We start from the raw sequence: 19,421 nt of genomic DNA on the forward strand, positions 1-19,421 counted from the left end.
TTCTTTCATTTTAGCTTCGGTTTTTTATATATTTTTGGTTTACATCCAAACCCCTTACAATGGAAAATAAAGTTTGTATTAAACAGGATATGACATTTCCAGAATTTCTAAAAGTGATTTACTACCAGTTTCTACGAATGAAAATAATGAGAAGGCTTTTCATTTGGTTGGTAGCCATTTCAATATTCAACACTGTAATTACAATTTTCGCAACTCCCACGGGAAAAGAGACTAACTACGCCTCCGCCTTCAGTGCATTGTGGGTACCATTTGTAATAGCCGCTTTTTTTCTTGCGTTTGGTGCTCTGGCAGCTATCGTGTTAAGAATAGTTCGTAAAAATCATTTTAACAACATAGTATATACATTCAACGAATGGGGAATGGAAAAAACTGGTGTAGGTATTGAATATACTCGTCCGTGGAAAGGATTTACTCATTATCAGGAATCGCGCAACTTTATATTTCTTTACATTCCCGGAGAAGACGCTCATGTAATTCAAAAAAGAATGTTTGACAGTAATGAAACTGAGGAAATTTTTAGAAGTTTAATTTCAGAACATCTGTCCACCAAGTAAACAAGATGTTAGTACTTTTCTAAACAATTTAGTTATTCACGTTGTTTTTAGCTTTCAATCTTTCCTGAAGACTAAAACAACAACAACGATGAAAAGACTAAACTTTATTCTATTCCTATCGTTTCTTGGACTATCTGCAATAGCACAAGAAGCAGGCAAGCCTACAGGCGGCGACGCACAAGAGCTGGCAGACAAACTAGCAAACCCTGTTGCCAGCCTCATAAGCGTACCTCTTCAAAGCAATGTCGATTATGGCATTGGGCCATACAAGGGTTCTAGATACACGCTGAATGTACAGCCGGTAATTCCTTTTAAACTTAATTCCAAACTCAATCTTATTACACGTTACATTGTGCCGGTTATTGATCAGCACAATATAAGCGGACCAGATAAAAATGAATTCGGGCTAGGCGATGCAACCATCAGCGGTTTTTTCTCACCAGCAAAACCAAAAAATGGATTGATCTGGGGAGCGGGTCCTGCGTTTCTTGTTCCCACTGGTACTAACGAGTTTCTTTCAGGCAAAAAATGGGGAGTGGGTCCAACAGCATTGGTGCTAAAACAATCGCCAGGATTAACGTTTGGCTTTCTTGTTAATCAGATCTGGTCATTTGCAGGACCTAGCGACAGATCAGATATTAATCAAATGTTCCTCCAACCATTTTTTACACACAACTGGAAAAGCGGTGCCGGTCTTGGTGTAAATGCGGAGATCACTGCAAACTGGCACGCAAAAACAACCACAGCGTTTGTGAACCCGATCATGACAGGCGTTACAAAACTTGGCAAACAAATAGTCTCTTTGGGTGTTGGCCCAAGAATACCGGTAGCAGGACCTTCCAATTTTAAAACAGATTTTGGCTTTAGAGGTGTGATAACGTTTGTGTTCCCTGAATAACATGATTCAATCAAAAAGAAAGGCTCCACAAATTGTGGAGCCTTTCTTTTTAATTTTTCCTTATTACATCAGCAAATTGTTTGTTGCTATACTTCTCACTTTGTTCAACAACGCTGCGCAACCATTGCATGTACATTTTATCTGGCATTTCACGGTAACCGATATTATATATCTGCGTATATAATTGTTCCATCTCTTTGAACGATGCACTGGATGTATTGATTTTATTAAATTTTTCTTTTTGATACATGCGCTTGCCGGTTTCTGCTTTTAATAGTAAGGCCTGCACATTATTTGAATGATATTTCAATACTAAATCGCAGCATTGCATAATAAATCCATCATCAAAGTTATCTGTCTGCTGTTGATAGGCTTTTGCTAAATCCAAAATGCATAAGGCGATTGCTTGTTGATTACTTAATGTGTCCATGTAAATTCCTTGTTGCACAGCTTTTACCGGTATATAGCCGGAAGCAGTTATCCATGCGTCAACAGGAAATTCTCCGCTAGTAAGCTCAGTATTATACCAACCAATTTTCCTGCACCTGTTTTTGATATACATGTGATTGGGGGCAAGCGCCAGCCAACAGTTCGCGTTTAACTCATCTGCCAGCATTTTATATAAATAAGGCAAGCTGTGGCAATTGCCTTTATGTGTAAGCAGTAATTTGGTTACAAACATATTGCTCCAATTTTCCCTGCCGAAAAAATCATTAAAATCATACGTGTAAGGCTGGTGATAATATTTTTCTTCTGAAGGCCCAATAAATGTAATTGTATCTTTCAGCAGCTTGAATATGGAAAGATTATTGATCAAATCGGCAGAATCTTTTTCCTTATAATCAATCAAAGGATTGGCTCTTTGCCAAAGCTTTGCAATCTGTGTCAGACGATGTACTTCTGCATCGAACTTCTCATATTGCATTTTGTTATTGAAAAAACAATTCTCAGATAGAAATACAGCTTTTTTGAAGTTTCCATTATTTTTAAGCAATACCGAAAGAGAGTCAAGGCAAGCATTATAATTATTTTTTGTATTTAACAAAGGCTGAGTATAACAGAAATTGATGTACAGAAGTAGTGTTGACAGGGCGATAATTTTTTTCATCAGTTATTCTATGTACTTACTTAAGACTTTCAATAAAGCAGTTTTCAGATCATTTTCATCTGCTCTAAGCATATCCCTTTTTTTTGTAGGAAACGAAACAAAAACAGTATAACTATTTTCACCACGTTCGCCATCAAATTTTATTACTGCAACATCTCCATTCTCTTTTACTTTTTCAAAGCAACCAATTATTTCTTCGAGGGAATAATCAGGTTTGTTTATTATTTCTTTTATATAATCCATATTATTATTTAACATGATAAACTCAAAAAATCATAAAGTCTGCTCGACAACAAGCTGTCCCATACAAACAATTCTAATCTTTTTGTCTTCAAATACTAACCTTTCAAAAAAATCGGGCAAGTCTATTGAACGAACAATGCGGAAAGCGACCTTGTCAACTACTAAGACTTCCAATTCCGTACACACAAAAATCTGTTCTTCCCAGATTTTTGTATCATAAAAATTGTAAAAAAGACTTAAATCCAAAAGGAGTTTATTTTGTTCAAAATCTATAATTACAAAATGTTGGTCTACCCCTACAGCACAAATGCTATCTGCAATTTTTGTGATTACAGGCTCTATTAAATCGCTTTGCCATGAAAATTTATAACTTCTGTTACTCAGTGATACAATTCCAAATTTTCTATTGCCGTTTTTATTAGTAAAAAGCACTGTAATTTGTTGAGTCAAAAATTCTGTTTCAGATATCTCTTTAAAGACTACTTCCATAAATTAATATATTTTAGGAATCAGTGTAGTGATCTTGGGAATCAAATTCATATTTCCACCTTCATAAAAAAATCCAACCCCCACACTTCCCTTATCACCTATGTTAACGCTTTTCATTATTGTTGTGCCGTACTCAGTTGCCTTTGTTGAGACAATTGTACCACTCTTAATCGCTTGATTAAAAACGGCGATCAATTCTTCTTGCGTAGTTATTCCCAATTGGGTCAAGTCGTTCAAGTTCTGAACAGAACGAGCTATATTTTTAGCATCTCCAGTCACAACCTTTCCAAAAAAATAGTCAAATTTACTAGGGTTAACCGAAAATAGCTGCCTCCCATATCCCCCGTACATATTCATCCCTCCCGCAGCATACTCCCGCCTTGCTTCCATCGTTCCATACCCAATCGTCCTAAATGTCTTGTCCCAAAAACCTTCGCCGTAATGATAATTAGGATCGCTATGCCATGCTCTATACGCTTCGGTACGGTTGCCATACTCCGAGCCGTGTTGCGCATTCCAGTTTGTAAAGTTAGATTCATCATAACCAAAATCATTGGCACTATAGCCCATAAAAACTACGCCCGGAGCAGCGCCATTTATACTGGCATTTTCTATTCTTGAGCCTGGCGCCAAATAGCTATCATACCCCGCAGCCTTTGCCTGTTCTTCTGATTTTACGTTTTCATCCCAGCTCCAGTTTGTGCCGCCCGTCGTATTTATCTTCCCCACCCAATCAGTTGCCGCCATTCCCGTTGGGTCTATAAGATTTATCGGATTATTCACACAAAAATTATATGGACTATACTGCGCAAACTTATCTGCCAAAGGGTCCACACTATACCAACGACTACTCGAGGTGTTGTCAGAGTATTTTTCATAAACCTGTTTTTCATCCAGCAGCTTTACTACTTTTTTGGTACGAGTGTTGTACAATACAGATCCAATTCGTTGTATCGTATCCGTATCAAACACTTCTTCATAGCGGCCGCGGGACAAGGTAATTATCTTTCCTTTTTTGCCAATGCTTTTAAACGGGTTTGTGTTCTGCGCTTTCGCCGCAGCCGCCAGCACCAACAATAGCAAACATAAAAGTTGTACTTTTTTCATAGTTGTCAAAAAGAGTTTGGTGTTATTTTTTTCGCGGAGTATTGGTTATGGTTACTTTTAGGTTTCTCAGCCGTTGCATTTCCTGTTGCATGCGTTGCTGCGCTTCTTTAGTCGCTTGCTTTTGCTGTTGAGTATTTATGCTTTTGAGCCATGCGTTATATGCTTCGCGGGGCATATCCTGGTAGCCGAGTGCATCTACTTTTTCGTAGGCTTGTTGCATTTGCTGCCAGGCGGCATAAGCTTCCGAATAATTAGGAAGGTCTTTTGGCTTTGGTCGGCCGGCTTCAACTATCTTCTTCATGGCAACAGCAGTGAGTCTGTTGGCCTTAATCATATTTGCACTAAGATTATTGGAATCGATCTGTAGTATTTTTTGTGTCATATTCTTGGCAAAATCATTGTCGTCGCCAAAACGAAATATGAATCCGTTTAGCAAATCAACCATGCACTGCGCATATAAGCGACGGCTAGAGAGCGTGTCCAGAAAAGTGCCCATGTGCAAGGAATTTGCATTGATAAAACCCGATTGCAGCAACCACGCAGAGGAAACCAACTGACCATTGGTGGTTTCAAAATTTAGCAGGTTATTATTGCCATCCATGAATTGTATAAAGGAATGCTGAGGCGCCATCGACAACCAGGCGTTGGCATGAAGTTGCTCTGCAAGCATCAAATAAATAAGCGGCAACGAATGGCACTGTCCTTTGCGCGTGGCGAGGGCTTTAAGGGTAAACATTTTGCTGTAATCCTGCTTACCCATAAAATCTTCAAAATCGTAGCCGAACGGTTCAACAGTCGTTCTTTGCTTGGTTTGGGCATTATAAAAATTATTGGGCTGTCCATACAACTTCATAATCCCGTAGTTAAGTGCCAGATTGTTCTTTTCACTTAACCCTTCCCGTTTTACAATTTGCTTTACGAGTGCAGCATTACGCTGAAGCGCCTGCTGAAAATCTACATATTTATACCTATTGTCGTAAAAAGCATTTTCTGCAATGAACACCGCTTTTGATATTGAAAAACTATCTGGATTGAGTTGCGATAAAGAATCATAAGCCTCACGATATACTTTTGTTAAGTACGTCCATTCCCGCTCTTTGCTATAAAGCATTTCAATATCACGGTTTGCCTCTTCAATTGCTTGCTGGCGTTGGATATTGTTCCTCATTTGCTCCTGATCAATAATGTCTTGAAGTGTTGGGCCTATGTTAGGAGAAACGGGAGACGTCTGTGGTGCAAAGGGATTCACCGGACCTCCGGGCAATGGTTGAGCAGGTTGTGGCAACTGTATCTGCGCCGTAACAGATTCGTTCATGATCATACAAAATATGACCACGCAAAAAATAGGATTTATGAATACTAGCGAATGTTGGGTTTTCCATAGGATGGCGAATAATTTTCTCATACCATCCGTTTTAAACAAGCAATTATTTAATTCTTGTCAAAACTATTTTATTGGTTTTCAATTCTGTTTCTGAATCAGTCACACTTTTATTCAAAGCTGTCACATTTTTAAAGTAAAAATTCTGACACAAATTGATCTGTGCTGTGAGTCATAACTTATTTAATTTAAAATAAGTCAGAGGCTTGATTTGGTACAACTTTTATTGTAGTTTAATACAAGCACATAAAAATCAAGTTAATGTACGATCCTAAAAAAGACAAAACGGAAAAGCCGGATGACGACAAAAAAAGCTCTCCGCAGGAAGACGAATGCGGTGGCAACGGAGAATTGCCTGACCCGGAATCAATGTCAGATAACGAAGCAAACCAGGACGAAACCTACGCCGCTGATGATGACCTGCGCGAAAAATAGATCAATGTTTTTTTAGCAAAATGCGGTACTATTTCTTCTCCACTCCCTTTGCGCGGCAAAAAGCTTTAAATTAATGTTCGTCACTAAATCATTCACTTTCTTTTTCTTGCCATGAAAAGAAGAATATTTATTAAGAACACCAGCATGCTGGCCGCGGCAGTAAGCTTAACCGGAACATCTGCATTTCCTAAAGCACCTTTAAAAAATAAACTGCCCAAATGGAAAGGATTCAATCTCCTGGATTTCTTTTCTCCAAGGCCATTCGAAAAAATCGTTGCAACTGAGGAGCATTTCAAATGGATGCAGGATTGGGGCTTCGACTTTGTTCGACTGCCCATTGCCTATCCCGGCTATTTAAAATTTGACCGCAGCAAAAATATTACACCGGACGAAGTATATAATATAAATGAAGTGGCCGTCGAGCTTGTTGACAAAGTCGTTTACATGGCACAGAAATACAACATGCATGTAAGCATCAATTTGCATCGTGCGCCAGGATACTGCATCAATGCCGGCTTTCATGAGCCCTATAATTTATGGAAAGATGAAGAGGCACAAAAAGCATTTTACTTTCACTGGAACATGTGGGCGAAGCGTTACAAAAATATTTCCAACAAAAAGATAAGCTTCGACTTGGTGAATGAGCCAAGTATGCGCGAAGACATGAACGACCAACATTCTGCCGCAAGCTCTGTACCGGGCGATGTTTACAGGAAAGTTGCAAAAGGCGCGGCAGAAGCCATTCGAAAGGAAAACCCCACGCATTTAGTAATTGCAGATGGCAATGACGTTGGCAGTTCCGTTATTCCGGAAATAATAGATTTAAACATTGCACAAAGTTGCCGCGGCTATTTCCCTCACGCCATTTCACACTACAAAGCGCCATGGGCAAATAAAGATCCGGAACATCTGCCAGAACCTAAATGGCCCGGACAAGTAGGCAATCAATACCTCGACAAATCGATGCTGGTAAAATATTATCAGCCATGGATCGATCTAACCAAAAAGGGAGTGGGTGTGCATTGCGGTGAATGTGGTTGCTGGAACAAAACGCCGCACGATGTTTTCATTGCGTGGTTCACAGACGTGCTCGATATTTTATCAGCCAACAATATAGGCTTTGCCATTTGGAACTTTATCGGCGATTTCGGCATTCTTAATTCTGGCCGCTCAGATGTGACTTACGAAGATTGGCACGGCTACAAATTAGACCGAAAGTTTTTGGAGTTGCTGCAAAAACACTAACACGTACAGACAAGGCACTGCCTTGTCTCGTTGAAAAAAAACGCTGCCTTGTCTCTTTGAAAAATGAACCCTCTGTCTTGAAAAACAGACAAGGCAGTGCCTTGTCTCTACAAAATCAATTAATGTACTCCGGGTAACTTGCCTTCTTACCTGCCAGCAAGGCAACTGGCGACAATATTGAAAACAAAATACGCTGCACAATAAACGATGGTTTCGAAAGCCTGAATTCGCCACGATGCCGGTTCGCCAATAATGCAACTTGTAACAAACCAGGACGACCATTTGTGTTCACCTTGCCATCGTTGGCCAGGCCGGTAGCTGTTTCAAGGAAATATTCTGTATTTAACGCAGGCGTCACCCTCCAGCTAACAATAGTTTTTGCCGCCGAGGCGTTCCACATGCTGTGATTGCTGTTTTTGGGAATATCGATGGATTGACCTTTTCGTAAAACAATGATGCTACCATCCAGTTTTACCGTCAACTCTCCTTCCAGAACACTAAACTCCTCATGCTGTTCGGGATGATAATGCGGTGCAGGCGGCGTGGAATGCGGCGCGTAGGTCGTCACCATTTCAAGCAACTCACCCTTGCTGTCGCCGGATGTGATGACAAATCGTATAGACTGTCCCGTAACCTCATTTCTGATGATCTTGCCTCTATATGCCATAGCGATAGGTTTACACAAATGTACTTGACCAACCTAAAGGATGGTAGCATATGCTGCAGCAATTGCCATATATAATAACTGTAATGTAGTTTTTGGAGAACGAAAAGAAAACCTACTACTCCGGCACGCTTATCAGCGGCTTTTCCATTTCAAAGTGAGGGATGGTAACCTCTACAAACTCATTGCTGGTGACTTCGTAACCCAGTTTTTCATAAAAGCCAACGGCAGATTTGCGGGCGTGCATCACCATTCTCGTATACCCACGGTCGAGGGCAACTTTTTCTGCGAAGTTCATAATGGCCCGGCCAACGCCTTTTCCCTGGAGATTTCTGAGTACTGCCATTTGACGAAGCCTCACTGTTTCTTTGTCAACTTGTATTAATATACAGCAGGCCAGCAGTTCGTCATCTTCAAAGGCTCCGATCAAAATATGATCTTTTTCGCTTTCTAATTCTTCCTTGGTAAAATACAAACCGAGCGGTTTACGCAACACTTCATTGCGCAAATGAACCATTTGCTGATATTCCCTGGAACCGTAGTCTATAAGTTTTAAAGCCATGCTGTAGATTTAATGTAATTTACAAATATAAGGGCACATAAATTTTGATCCGGGCCAACCAAATACACCCGAAATATCTCATTTTTCTATAATACAGAGAGAAAGTAGTCATATTTTCGCGCCAAAACGACCCTATTTTTCAAAAAATAACGTTGGACAATAATTATTTTATTTTTTTGGAAAACTTAGAACCAGCGTGCATTCAAGCTTGTTATGCCAAGAAGGTTGAAGCAATGATTTCTACAGTAATTCTTCTTTTTTGAACAAAATGCTGCTTAAACATTGCCATTTAGCCAAAAATTATATTTTTGCACCCGTAACTAAACTTTACAACAATGTCAGACATCGCAACAAGAGTTAAAAAGATTATAGTTGACAAATTAGGTGTAGACGAGGCTGAGGTAACTAATGAGGCTTCTTTTACAAATGACCTAGGTGCCGATTCTTTGGACACCGTGGAGTTGATTATGGAATTTGAAAAAGAATTCAACATTTCAATTCCTGACGAACAAGCTGAAACCATCACTACCGTTGGTCAAGCCGTTGCTTACTTGGAAGAGCACGCAAAGTAGTCTCACGGTAGATCCTAATATAGGCAAAATTTTTACTAATCCGCCTTTCGATAATTTATGTTATTCGAAGGCGGATTAATCATCTTAAATCCAGACAAACCGAAAATGGAACTGAAAAGAGTAGTAGTTACAGGTATTGGCGCACTCACACCGCTTGGTAACAATTTAAACGATTATTGGAACGGTCTCGTGAACGGCGTATCAGGTGCCGATGCTATTACTTTATTTGATGCTTCCAAATTCAAAACAAAGTTTGCCTGTGAGGTAAAGAACTTCGATCCAACCCAATTCATGGATCGTAAAGAAGCCCGCAAAATTGACCGCTTTACTCAACTGGCTATCGTAGCAAGTGATGAAGCAATGGCAGATGCAGGCCTTTCCAAAGAGAATGTCAATCCGGACAGAACTGGCGTTATCTTCGGTAGCGGCATCGGCGGATTGATCACTTTCCAAAACGAGGTGATGGAATTTGCCAAAGGTGACGGTACTCCGCGCTACAATCCTTTCTTTATTCCAAAAATGATCCTGGACATTGCTGCAGGCCACATTTCAATGAGGCACAACCTTCGCGGACCAAACTTCGCGGTAGTAAGTGCTTGCGCAAGTAGCACAAACGGTATCATGGAAGCCTACAATCTCATCCGCTTAGGCAAAGCAGACATCTTACTGTCCGGCGGTAGTGAAGCTGTTATCAGCGAAGCCGGCGTTGGTGGTTTCAATGCTATGAAAGCGATGAGCGAAAGAAATGACGATCCTAAAACAGCCAGCCGTCCTTACGATAAGGATCGCGATGGCTTTGTTATGGGAGAAGCTGCCGGTATCCTTGTATTAGAAGAATTGGAACACGCCCTTGCAAGAGGTGCAAAAATTTATTGTGAGATCGCAGGTGCAGGCGCAACTGCAGATGCACACCACATCACAGCTCCACATCCGGAAGGGCTGGGTGCAAAAAATGTAATGATTGCCGCTCTTAAAGACGCAGGCATGCAACCGGAAGATATTGACTACATCAACACTCACGGAACTTCTACTCCGCTTGGAGACATAGCTGAAATCAAAGCTATCGGAGAAGTTTTCGGCGAGCACGCTTATAAATTAAACATAAGCTCTACCAAATCAATGACAGGCCACTGTCTTGGTGCTGCGGGTGTAATTGAAGCCATTGCTTGTATCATGGCTTTGAAACACGGTATCGTGCCACCAACTATCAACCACTTTACAGACGATCCTGAACTGGATAACAAGATGAACTTCACCTTTAACAAGGCTCAAACGCGCCCGATAAGAGCAGCACTGAGCAACACTTTCGGGTTCGGAGGGCACAATGCGGCAATTATTGTAAAGCATTATGAATAAGATTTTTAGTCTTTTCATCATGATTCAGATCAAGGTTCACTGTTTTTTTCAGAAGTCTGTCTTTTTTTGGCAAACAGGATTTACCTTTAGTAAATAAACCAATAAAAGTCTGTGGGATTTTTCGACGTTTTTTCCAAAAGCTCTGCTAAAAATACTTCGTTTAAAAAGCAAGTGAATAATGTTTTAGGGTTCACTCCCGGCAATATTTCGCTGTATAAAACTGCATTAACTCACCGTTCTGTGCGTGACAGCGCTGCAGACAATAACGAGCGCCTAGAATATTTAGGAGATGCAATACTGAGCGGCATTGTAGCCGATTATTTATTCAAGAAATATCCCTATCGTGAAGAAGGATTTCTTACCGAAATGCGTAGTAAAATGGTGAACAGAACTACGCTGAATGATGTCGCGGTAAAAATGGGCCTGAAAAAAATTATCTACTACAACAAGTTTGACAATTCGCTTAAAATGAGCCAGATATTCGGCAACACGCTCGAAGCGGTTGTTGGAGCAGTCTACCTCGATAAAGGCTATAAAAAAACAAAAGACTGGGTTTTACTACGCGTTATTCAACCCTACATGTTTATGGACGATCTTGAAAATCTTGAGATCAACCACAAAAACAAATTATACGGCTGGGCAAACAAAAATGGCAAGAACCTGGAATTTGAAACCCTTGAAGAGCGCATTGAAGGCGGCCGCCGCCTGTTTACTATAGGCGCAGTTGTGGATGGCGAAGTCATTTCGCAGGGAAAAGCCTACAACAAAAAAGACGCCTCTCAGATAGCGTCTCAAATAGCCGTGGAAAAACTTGGCTTGAATAAAGTTGAAGAAAGCGAATAGGCGACAATTCAAAAATCAAAATTAAAAAGTCAAAAATGGTTCCTGTGCTAAAACTGTACAAGTAGCAGCCAGTTTTGAATTTTTACTTTTTACTTTTCAATTATTTCCTGACACAGCTCTACCAGCACACCACTCGTTCCTTTGGGATGCACAAAGCAAACAAGCTTATTGTCGGCGCCTTTTTTAGGCACCTCGTTTAATAGCGTAAAGCCTTCAGCTTTCAATCTCGCCATTTCGGCATGAATATCGGCTACGTCAAAGGCTATGTGATGGATACCTTCTCCTTTCTTTTCAATAAACTTTGCTATAACCCCTTGTTCATCAGCACTTTCAAGCAGCTCTATTTTACTCTCTCCTGTTCGGAAAAAGGCAGTGTTCACCATTTCAGTTTCAACAGTTTCGGTTTTGTAACATCCGGTATTCAACAACGCTTCATATAGCGGAATGGCGGCTGACAAGCTTTTCACCGCAATTCCAATGTGTTCGATTTTTCTCATGAGTCAAAAATAACTGAATAACTGATTAACTGAATAACTGAACGTTGAAAGTCAAAAAGGCTGTAAAACAGGAACATTCAGTTATTCAGTCATTCAGTTATTCAGTAATTTCGTAGATGCCCAAATTGCCCATATATCTTGATTACAGCGCAACAACGCCCTGCGATCCGCGGGTGGTGGAGGCTATGCTTCCTTACTTCACGGAAAACTTTGGCAATGCGGCAAGCCGTAATCATGTGTTTGGCTGGGCAGCAGAAGGCGCTGTTGAAGTGGCGCGGGAACAATTGGCGGCATTCATTGGAGCAGAAACGCAGGAAGTCATTTTCACTTCCGGTGCTACGGAATCAGATAACCTGGCAATCAAAGGTGTTTTTGAGCTGTACGCAAGCAAGGGGAATCACATCATTACCACATCTACAGAGCACAAGGCCGTTTTGGATACCTGCAAGCATATCGAAAAAAAAGGCGGCGAAGTAACTTATTTGCCAGTAAAACCAGACGGAAGAATTGATATTAGCGAACTGGAAGCAGCCATAAAACCAACTACGATTTTGATTGCCATTATGTACGCAAATAACGAGATCGGTAATCTTCAGCCGGTTCGTGAAGTAAGCGCTGTTGCAAGAAAACACAACATTATATTCTTTTGCGATGCGGTACAGGCAATGGGAAAAGTGCCGGTAAATGTAAATGAAGACGGCATCGACCTGATGGCTTTTACTGCACACAAAATGTACGGCCCAAAAGGCGTAGGTGCGTTATATGTGCGAAGAAAAAACCCTCGTGTAAAGATTGCTGCGCAAATGGACGGTGGTGGTCATGAACGAGGAATGCGAAGCGGCACGCTAAATGTACCGGGAATAGTGGGCTTTGGAAAGGCTGCGGATATTGCTGCAAGCGAAATGGAAGCCGATGCAGCGCGAATGACACAGTTGCGGGATAAGCTTGAACGATCATTACTTAAGCTTGATGGCGCGTTTGTAAACGGCAGTATTGAGCATCGTCTGCCCCACATCAGCAATGTATCCTTCCAGGGCCTGAGAAGCGACGAATTACTGGCGGGATTCAACAAAGAAGTGGCTGTATCATCCGGCTCAGCCTGTACATCTGCATCGCTTGAGCCATCTTATGTATTGAAGGCGCTGGGTATAAGTGACGAACTTTCACGCTCATGTTTACGTTTTAGTTTGGGAAAATTTACTACCGAAGAAGAGATCGATTATGTGGTTGAAAAAGTGGTGGCAACGGTTACGAAGCTTAGAACGGAAAAAACATTACGAATACATTAGCAATTGTGTCAAAGTAAAATATGCGACTAGATTTTAAAGGATACGATTTACTGGAAAAGGCTGCTTGTCATCCCGACGAAGGAGGGATCTGAGAGTTGCACAAACAGCATGTATGCGTAAGACCCAGATCCCTCGTTCCTCGGGATGACAAGCAACCTTTATTTTCCAAACAGCCTAACAAGCAACATTGAATTACTCAAAGCTCACAGCTTTAACAAATGACTTTCGTCATTAATTAAGAATAAATGTAATTTTGAACTTGATCAATGGGAGCATTTTCAGATTACCCATTACAAAAATTAAACTAAACAGTATGATTTTTATAAGTGACAACGCAAAGGAGAAGGTGGAAAAATTACTGGTAGAAACAGCAGGTGATAACGATGTTTCAAATTACTTTTTACGTGTATCTGTTGTAGGCGGTGGATGTTCAGGTTTGAGCTATAAAATGGACTTCGATCACGAACAAAAACCGGGCGACCAGGTTTTCGAAGATAAAGGCATTAAAGTAGTAACCGACCTTAAAAGCTTTTTATACCTTGTAAATACCACTTTGGAATTCTCCGACGGACTGAATGGAAAAGGATTTTTCTTCAGCAATCCAAATGCAGCAAGAACTTGCGCATGTGGAGAAAGCTTCGCAGTGTAAATATTTCATTTTAACTACATTACAAAAGCAGACTTTTTAAAGAGGTCTGCTTTTTTGTTTTATTTAAGAATCGATTCTTAAACCGGTGGCACGATTTTTCATCCCATATAGTTGAAAAATTTGCACTTATGAAACGAATTATACAAGTATTGCTGATCTCATTTTCATTGGTCTCGGCAATGCCTAACAATACCCTGAAAGCACAGGATGTGGACATAAACGTATTTTATAACACACTAAGTCCTTACGGGAGGTGGATAGATTATGGTAGCTATGGACGTGTTTGGATTTGTAATACTCCCGGCTTCACCCCATACGAAACTGCCGGCCACTGGGCATATACGGATTATGGTTGGACATGGGTTTCCGACTACGATTGGGGCTGGGCACCCTTCCACTACGGTCGCTGGGCCTACGACAATGCCTACGGGTGGATCTGGGTTCCGGGCTACGAGTGGGCACCGGCATGGGTTAGCTGGCGCAGCAGCGGCGATTATTACGGATGGGCGCCATTATCTCCCGGTGTAGGTATCTCAGTAACCGTTGTACCTGCGGACCGCTGGTGTTTTGTGCCGGTGAGGTACATCACTTCTCCGCAAATTCATAACTACTATGTAAACAGGTCGCAGAATGTTACCATCATCAACAAAACAACGGTGATCAACAATACCAACGTTTATAACAATGCAAGATATGTGAGCGGACCGCGTCGTGCAGATGTGGAAAGAACTGTGGGCAGACCAGTAACAACGATGCATGTAAATAACGCTTCAAGACCGGGCACAACCAATGTTGCCAATAACACGGTGAATATTTACAGACCAGTTATCAGAAACAATAACCATGCGGTTCCAAGTAACAACAGTGCGAACGTTGCGCCGAACAGACCAAATAACGGCAGGCCGGTAAACACAACTGTGCCAAACAATGTGAATCACGAAAGGCCGCTAAACAATAATGTAAGCCGTCCGGCAAATGAAAATGCGAACAGGCCATCGGTAAATGTTAATCATAACAGGAACAATATGCCTTCTAACAAAGAAGTACATACGAACAGAAATAGTGCACCGGAACATATAAATCCTGCTCCTGCAACTAACAGCAGGCCACAGAACGTGAATCATCCGGCTCCGCAACCTGTGCAACGCGAAGTGCATCAGCAGCCACAGCCGGTGCGTCAACCGGAAATACGCCAGCAGCCGCAACATCAGCCTCAGCAGATGCAGCAACCAAGGCCGCAACCGCAAAACATGCCGCATGCACAGCCACAACCAACGCCGCACCCACAGCAGGGAAGGCCACAACACTAGATTTGAAAAACAGCTTTTACATAAAAACAAAGTCCCGGTCTTGCACCGGGACTTTTAGCACATAGGAGGTAGGGTTTATCAGGTTCGGTCGTATATGTAGAGTAAAATCGGATCTGTTGAGGAATCGATATATTTCGTTAAGTGCTCCAGGAACAAAGGTGAAACGGTAGGGCAACCATCGCTCTGGCAAATGCCAAGCGGATCAACTTCCTTCCGGGGAACGCATTGATGTGCGTGTAAAACCACAAATCGTTTAAAAGCATTACTGTTGGTTGAATCAAGGCCAACCAATTTATAAGCTCTTCCAAAACGCCCGCTGTAAGGATTTCCAACTTTGTATTTCCCGAGGGATGTGCAACCGCAGCCAACTTCGTTACCATATCTGCGCCCTTCCAACCACTCCTGGTTACATCTTCCATGCGCAACAAGACCGCTGTTAACAATGGAATCTTTCTGGATGTCGTACACGAAAAACCTGTTTTTGCCGGATGCAATATGCATGTCAACAAAGAATATGTAGCGGTTACTCATCTTGTGTTGAGAAGAATATTTAACCAGGGAAGGAGCCACTATCTTAAATGCGGTGCTGTTTTTATAAGAAATATTTGCCTTCAATATTTCATTTGCCGAAGGCATTTTTTTGAGAGAATAGTAATAAAAGGCGGCTGCCGACAACATAACTGTCAGCAATAGGCCAAAAAGTATGAATAATCTTTTCAGGAGTTTCATATTAGCTCCTTAGAGATGCGGGGGCCACCGTTTTCCATAACTTTCCTCAGATTTTTACAAAAAACCTGGATGCAGATAACTGAATAACTGAGTAACTGAATAACTGAAGTCTCAAGGCCTGTTGCTGGTTGTTAGTTGATAGTTGTTGGTAAGGAACCCTGCGCAGAAAGCCTAACAACTAACAACCAACAACCAACAACTAACAACTTTCAGTTATTCAGTTATTCAGCTATTCAGTTACTCCCTACGCCGAAAACCTGCTCCTGATCTCGCTGGGATAAAAGTTGTAAAATGTCTTGAAGGATTTTGCAAAGTGAGAGGTGTTTTTGTAGCCCAGCCGACCGGCAATTTCCTGTATAGTACTGTTCCTGTCGCTACTGATAACATCGAAAGCTTTTTTCAGCCTTTCGTTATTGTAAAAATCTGTGAAAGTGGTGCTGGCAAACTTTTTAAAATATCTTTTTAAACTGGCTTCACTCATGGAAAATTTATCTGCCAGTTCAGGTAGTGAAATAGGTGTGCCGCGTAAAACATTTTGCCTGATGTAGCTTTTGATTTCACGCATCCTGAGAACCTCTGGTCGCACTATTTTTTCATCAGCCACGCTACTTTTTAGCATCAATGCTTTTTTTATGTAGTTGGAGAGCAACTCATTCGCTGCTGCCTTTAGTTCAAAATGAGCGATTGTTTCCGGAGTATTTGCAAATGGATAATTGAGTACACGGTGAACGACTGAAAGCTCGCGCTGCAAAGATTTTCGCAAACTAAATTTCTTTTTCAAAGCAAACAGCTGGTTCACTTTTTCAAGATCCTGGGACATGATGAATTCCGTTTTCTCTTTCAGCCAGTCTCTCGTAATTACGATCCATAAATGTTGAACAATGGAACTTTTTACCGGTAATATTTTTAATGTTAAAGCGTTGGAAAAAGAAAGCACGTTGTTCTGAAGTATCTGCTTTGTGATGGACAAACCATCACTTTCCAATTCATATTTTATGGGATGGGCGCTTAATTCGTAGCCAATCACAATAGTGTTTTCATCTGCCGGATTTTTAGTGAATATGACTTCGTCCGCGCAGTAAAACTTAGAAATAATCAGTGAAAATCCCTTTTCCAATCCGAAGAAATGATTCGCCCCTTCGCTACATTCTGAAGTATATCCCGATGAATGAATGTCGCCGTTCGATTGAACGTCTATGATTTGCGTTTCTTTTAAACATTGAATGCCGTGTTCGCAAGAAAGCGAAAAGGTAATATTCGAGGCCATAAACAGACTACTAAAATTGAATGGCGAAGTTTTATAATCTTTAGTAGCCTGAGATTCATAAAAGGACAAATGTGTATAGAAAAAGGACAAATTAAAAAAGCCTGTTACGGGTAACAGGCTTGAGTTATGAATGCTAATATGTTAAAGAAAATCTTAATTAACCCAAAATGGTGATCTTGTCTTTCATCATTTCACGAACAACATCGGCAATTGCATCAGCATCGTAGTGGCACTCGTTGTACAATTGTTTCGGTGTACCGTGCTCAACAATTCGATCAGGAATTCCCATAATTTTTACTTCTGCGCTGTAGTTATGTTGGGCCATAAATTCCAGTATTGCACTGCCGAACCCTCCCACAACGGTTCCATCCTCTACCGTGATGATCTTAGTGTATTTCGCAAATACCTCGTGCAAGGTTTCTTCATCGAGAGGTTTTGCAAAACGCATATCGTAATGCGCCGGATTAAGGCCGTCAGCTTTTAAATTACGAATAGCACTCGCCGCAAAGTTGCCGGGATGTCCAAGCGAAAGAATCGCTATTTCATCGCCGTCTTTCAATTTTCTTGCCTTGCCAATTGGAATTTCCACCATTGGCGTTTTCCACTCAGGCATTACTCCTTCTCCACGTGGATAACGGATCACAAAAGGATATTCGTTTGCTTCCAGTTGCGAAGTATACATGAGGTTGCGAAGTTCTGCTTCGTTCATTGGTGCGCTTACCACAATGTTTGGAATGCAGCGCATATATGCAATGTCGTATGCTCCATGATGCGTAGGGCCGTCCTCTCCTACCAATCCCGCACGATCCAGACAGAAAACAACGGGCAGTTTTTGAATGGCAACATCATGCACCACCTGGTCGTATGCTCTTTGCATGAATGATGAGTAAATATTGCAGAAAACACGCATCCCTTGTGTTGCCATACCGGCACTCAATGTTACTGCATGTTGCTCGCAAATACCTACATCAAATGCGCGATCCGGCATTTTATCCATCATTATTTTTAATGAAGAGCCGCTCGGCATTGCAGGTGTAATACCAAATATTTTATCGTTCTTTTCTGCCAGCTCAACAATTGTTTGGCCAAATACATCCTGGTATTTTGGCGGCTGGGGTGTGTCGAATTTCTTTTTGTAGATCTCACCAGTTATTTTATCAAACAATCCCGGTGCGTGCCATTTTGTTTGATCTTTTTCTGCGAGTGAATATCCTTTCCCTTTTACGGTGAGCACATGCAACAATTTTGGTCCCGGAATTTTCTTCAGGTCTTCCAGTGTATCTACCAGCTTGGTGATATTGTGACCATCGATCGGGCCAAAGTAGCGTAAGTTAAGCGACTCAAACAAATTGCTGCTTTTACTCAAAAAGCTTTTAATGCTATGTTCGAGTTTGCTCGCCATTTCGCGGGTAAATGTTTTACCTACGGGCAATTTGCCCAGCGCTTTCCAGATATCGTCTTTGAACTTGTTGTAAGTCGGAGAAATAGTGATGTCTGTAAGATATTCCCTGAGCGCGCCTACATTCGGATCTATGCTCATGTTGTTATCATTCAGGATGATCAACATGTCTGCATCGGCAACGCCTGCGTGGTTCATACCTTCGAATGCGAGGCCAGCGGTCATGGAACCATCGCCTATGATAGCAACAGATTTTCTGTCTTCCTTTTTGTATTTCGCAGCCATGGCCATACCGAGGGCCGCAGAAATAGAGGTAGAAGAGTGTCCTACACCAAAAGTATCATATTCGCTTTCGCCTCTTTTAGGGAAACCGCTTAACCCGTTGTATTTGCGATTGGTATAAAAATTATCCCGACGGCCGGTTAGTATTTTGTGGCCGTAAGCCTGGTGACCCACATCCCACACCAACTGGTCGTACGGCGTGTTGAAAACGTAATGAAGTGCCACGCTTAGTTCCACCACTCCAAGGCTGGCCGCAAAATGGCCGCCATGCACGCTCACAATATCAATGATGTATTGGCGCAGTTCATCGCACACTTGATTTAATTGTTCCCTGCCCAGCTTTTTCAAGTCTGCAGGAGAATCAATTGTTGCTAATATGGGGCCAGCTTTAATTTCCATGTATTCGTTCTATACCTTAAAGATATTCAGTACTTATCAATTATTCAGAATTTGCAAAGATCATATTTTTAAGACTTTCAAGGCGAATTATGGCAACATTTATTGTTAAACAAATTTGCCAA

Annotated in this window: 21 protein-coding genes; 10 read left to right on the top strand and 11 right to left on the bottom strand. The window is 41.4% G+C overall.

The window, feature by feature from the left end; genetic code table 11:
- The first annotated feature begins 59 nt into the window (after positions 1–59).
- Both KTO63_RS08305 and KTO63_RS08310 read left to right on the top strand, forming a co-directional pair.
- Positions 60–575, top strand: coding sequence for a YcxB family protein (locus tag KTO63_RS08305; RefSeq protein WP_217790759.1), 516 nt, complete (start codon positions 60–62; stop codon positions 573–575).
- A gap of 88 nt (positions 576–663) precedes the next feature.
- Positions 664–1,473, top strand: a complete 810-nt coding sequence (locus KTO63_RS08310; RefSeq protein ID WP_217790760.1) for a hypothetical protein — start codon at positions 664–666, stop codon at positions 1,471–1,473.
- Positions 1,474–1,522: 49 nt separating this feature from the next.
- Here KTO63_RS08310 and KTO63_RS08315 read toward each other — a convergent pair whose 3' ends face one another.
- Genes KTO63_RS08315 through KTO63_RS08335 form a run of 5 tightly spaced genes read right to left on the bottom strand, consistent with a single transcriptional unit; the run spans position 1,523 to position 5,825 of the window.
- Positions 1,523–2,581, bottom strand: coding sequence for a hypothetical protein (locus KTO63_RS08315; RefSeq protein ID WP_217790761.1), 1,059 nt, complete (start codon positions 2,579–2,581; stop codon positions 1,523–1,525).
- 3 nt (positions 2,582–2,584) lie between these two features.
- Positions 2,585–2,824, bottom strand: a complete 240-nt coding sequence (locus tag KTO63_RS08320; protein ID WP_217790762.1) for a hypothetical protein — start codon at positions 2,822–2,824, stop codon at positions 2,585–2,587.
- A gap of 30 nt (positions 2,825–2,854) precedes the next feature.
- Complete coding sequence (locus KTO63_RS08325) at positions 2,855–3,313, bottom strand: hypothetical protein (RefSeq protein WP_217790763.1); 459 nt, start codon at positions 3,311–3,313, stop codon at positions 2,855–2,857.
- 3 nt (positions 3,314–3,316) lie between these two features.
- A complete protein-coding gene (locus KTO63_RS08330; RefSeq protein WP_217790764.1) occupies positions 3,317–4,420 on the bottom strand; it encodes a hypothetical protein in 1,104 nt (367 codons plus the stop codon).
- 22 nt (positions 4,421–4,442) lie between these two features.
- On the bottom strand, positions 4,443–5,825 hold the full coding sequence (locus KTO63_RS08335) for a hypothetical protein (RefSeq protein WP_217790765.1): 1,383 nt from the start codon (positions 5,823–5,825) through the stop codon (positions 4,443–4,445).
- 237 nt (positions 5,826–6,062) lie between these two features.
- Between KTO63_RS08335 and KTO63_RS08340 the strand changes: the two genes are divergently transcribed.
- A complete protein-coding gene (locus KTO63_RS08340; protein ID WP_217790766.1) occupies positions 6,063–6,236 on the top strand; it encodes a hypothetical protein in 174 nt (57 codons plus the stop codon).
- Between the two features lie 111 nt (positions 6,237–6,347).
- Positions 6,348–7,481 (top strand): glycoside hydrolase family 5 protein, encoded by a 1,134-nt coding sequence (locus tag KTO63_RS08345; RefSeq protein WP_217790767.1) that lies wholly within the window; start codon positions 6,348–6,350, stop codon positions 7,479–7,481.
- Positions 7,482–7,596: 115 nt separating this feature from the next.
- Here the strand turns inward: KTO63_RS08345 and KTO63_RS08350 are convergent, their stop codons facing one another.
- Together KTO63_RS08350 and KTO63_RS08355 are read right to left on the bottom strand one after the other, a co-directional pair.
- The gene (locus KTO63_RS08350) at positions 7,597–8,148 is read right to left on the bottom strand and encodes a cupin domain-containing protein (RefSeq protein ID WP_217790768.1); all 552 of its coding nucleotides are present in this window, start codon (positions 8,146–8,148) and stop codon (positions 7,597–7,599) included.
- Positions 8,149–8,263: 115 nt separating this feature from the next.
- On the bottom strand, positions 8,264–8,707 hold the full coding sequence (locus tag KTO63_RS08355) for a GNAT family N-acetyltransferase (RefSeq protein WP_217790769.1): 444 nt from the start codon (positions 8,705–8,707) through the stop codon (positions 8,264–8,266).
- 335 nt (positions 8,708–9,042) lie between these two features.
- Between KTO63_RS08355 and KTO63_RS08360 the strand changes: the two genes are divergently transcribed.
- The 3 genes from KTO63_RS08360 (at position 9,043) to rnc (ending at position 11,478) form a co-directional block, all read left to right on the top strand.
- Complete coding sequence (locus tag KTO63_RS08360; protein WP_026751146.1) at positions 9,043–9,279, top strand: acyl carrier protein; 237 nt, start codon at positions 9,043–9,045, stop codon at positions 9,277–9,279.
- Between the two features lie 105 nt (positions 9,280–9,384).
- Positions 9,385–10,635, top strand: coding sequence for a beta-ketoacyl-ACP synthase II (fabF, locus tag KTO63_RS08365; RefSeq protein WP_217790770.1), 1,251 nt, complete (start codon positions 9,385–9,387; stop codon positions 10,633–10,635).
- A 111-nt stretch (positions 10,636–10,746) separates the two neighbouring features.
- A complete protein-coding gene (rnc, locus tag KTO63_RS08370; RefSeq protein WP_217790771.1) occupies positions 10,747–11,478 on the top strand; it encodes a ribonuclease III in 732 nt (243 codons plus the stop codon).
- A gap of 89 nt (positions 11,479–11,567) precedes the next feature.
- On the opposite strand, the gene mce is transcribed toward rnc, so the two are convergent.
- Complete coding sequence (gene mce, locus KTO63_RS08375; protein ID WP_217790772.1) at positions 11,568–11,975, bottom strand: methylmalonyl-CoA epimerase; 408 nt, start codon at positions 11,973–11,975, stop codon at positions 11,568–11,570.
- 116 nt (positions 11,976–12,091) lie between these two features.
- On the opposite strand from mce, the gene KTO63_RS08380 reads away from it, so the two are divergent.
- The 3 genes from KTO63_RS08380 (at position 12,092) to KTO63_RS08390 (ending at position 15,223) form a co-directional block, all read left to right on the top strand.
- Positions 12,092–13,264, top strand: coding sequence for an IscS subfamily cysteine desulfurase (locus KTO63_RS08380; RefSeq protein ID WP_217790773.1), 1,173 nt, complete (start codon positions 12,092–12,094; stop codon positions 13,262–13,264).
- 313 nt (positions 13,265–13,577) lie between these two features.
- The gene (locus tag KTO63_RS08385; protein ID WP_217790774.1) at positions 13,578–13,913 is read left to right on the top strand and encodes a HesB/IscA family protein; all 336 of its coding nucleotides are present in this window, start codon (positions 13,578–13,580) and stop codon (positions 13,911–13,913) included.
- A gap of 128 nt (positions 13,914–14,041) precedes the next feature.
- On the top strand, positions 14,042–15,223 hold the full coding sequence (locus KTO63_RS08390; protein WP_217790775.1) for a DUF6600 domain-containing protein: 1,182 nt from the start codon (positions 14,042–14,044) through the stop codon (positions 15,221–15,223).
- A gap of 78 nt (positions 15,224–15,301) precedes the next feature.
- Here the strand turns inward: KTO63_RS08390 and KTO63_RS08395 are convergent, their stop codons facing one another.
- From KTO63_RS08395 to dxs, 3 genes are all read right to left on the bottom strand, one after another.
- On the bottom strand, positions 15,302–15,952 hold the full coding sequence (locus KTO63_RS08395) for a murein L,D-transpeptidase catalytic domain-containing protein (protein WP_232373088.1): 651 nt from the start codon (positions 15,950–15,952) through the stop codon (positions 15,302–15,304).
- Positions 15,953–16,196: 244 nt separating this feature from the next.
- Positions 16,197–17,219, bottom strand: coding sequence for a helix-turn-helix transcriptional regulator (locus KTO63_RS08400; RefSeq protein WP_217790776.1), 1,023 nt, complete (start codon positions 17,217–17,219; stop codon positions 16,197–16,199).
- Between the two features lie 157 nt (positions 17,220–17,376).
- The gene (dxs, locus tag KTO63_RS08405; protein ID WP_217790777.1) at positions 17,377–19,299 is read right to left on the bottom strand and encodes a 1-deoxy-D-xylulose-5-phosphate synthase; all 1,923 of its coding nucleotides are present in this window, start codon (positions 19,297–19,299) and stop codon (positions 17,377–17,379) included.
- Between the last annotated feature and the right edge of the window lie 122 nt (positions 19,300–19,421).

The organism is Pinibacter aurantiacus (assembly GCF_019130065.1).
GTDB lineage: Bacteria > Bacteroidota > Bacteroidia > Chitinophagales > Chitinophagaceae > Pinibacter > Pinibacter aurantiacus.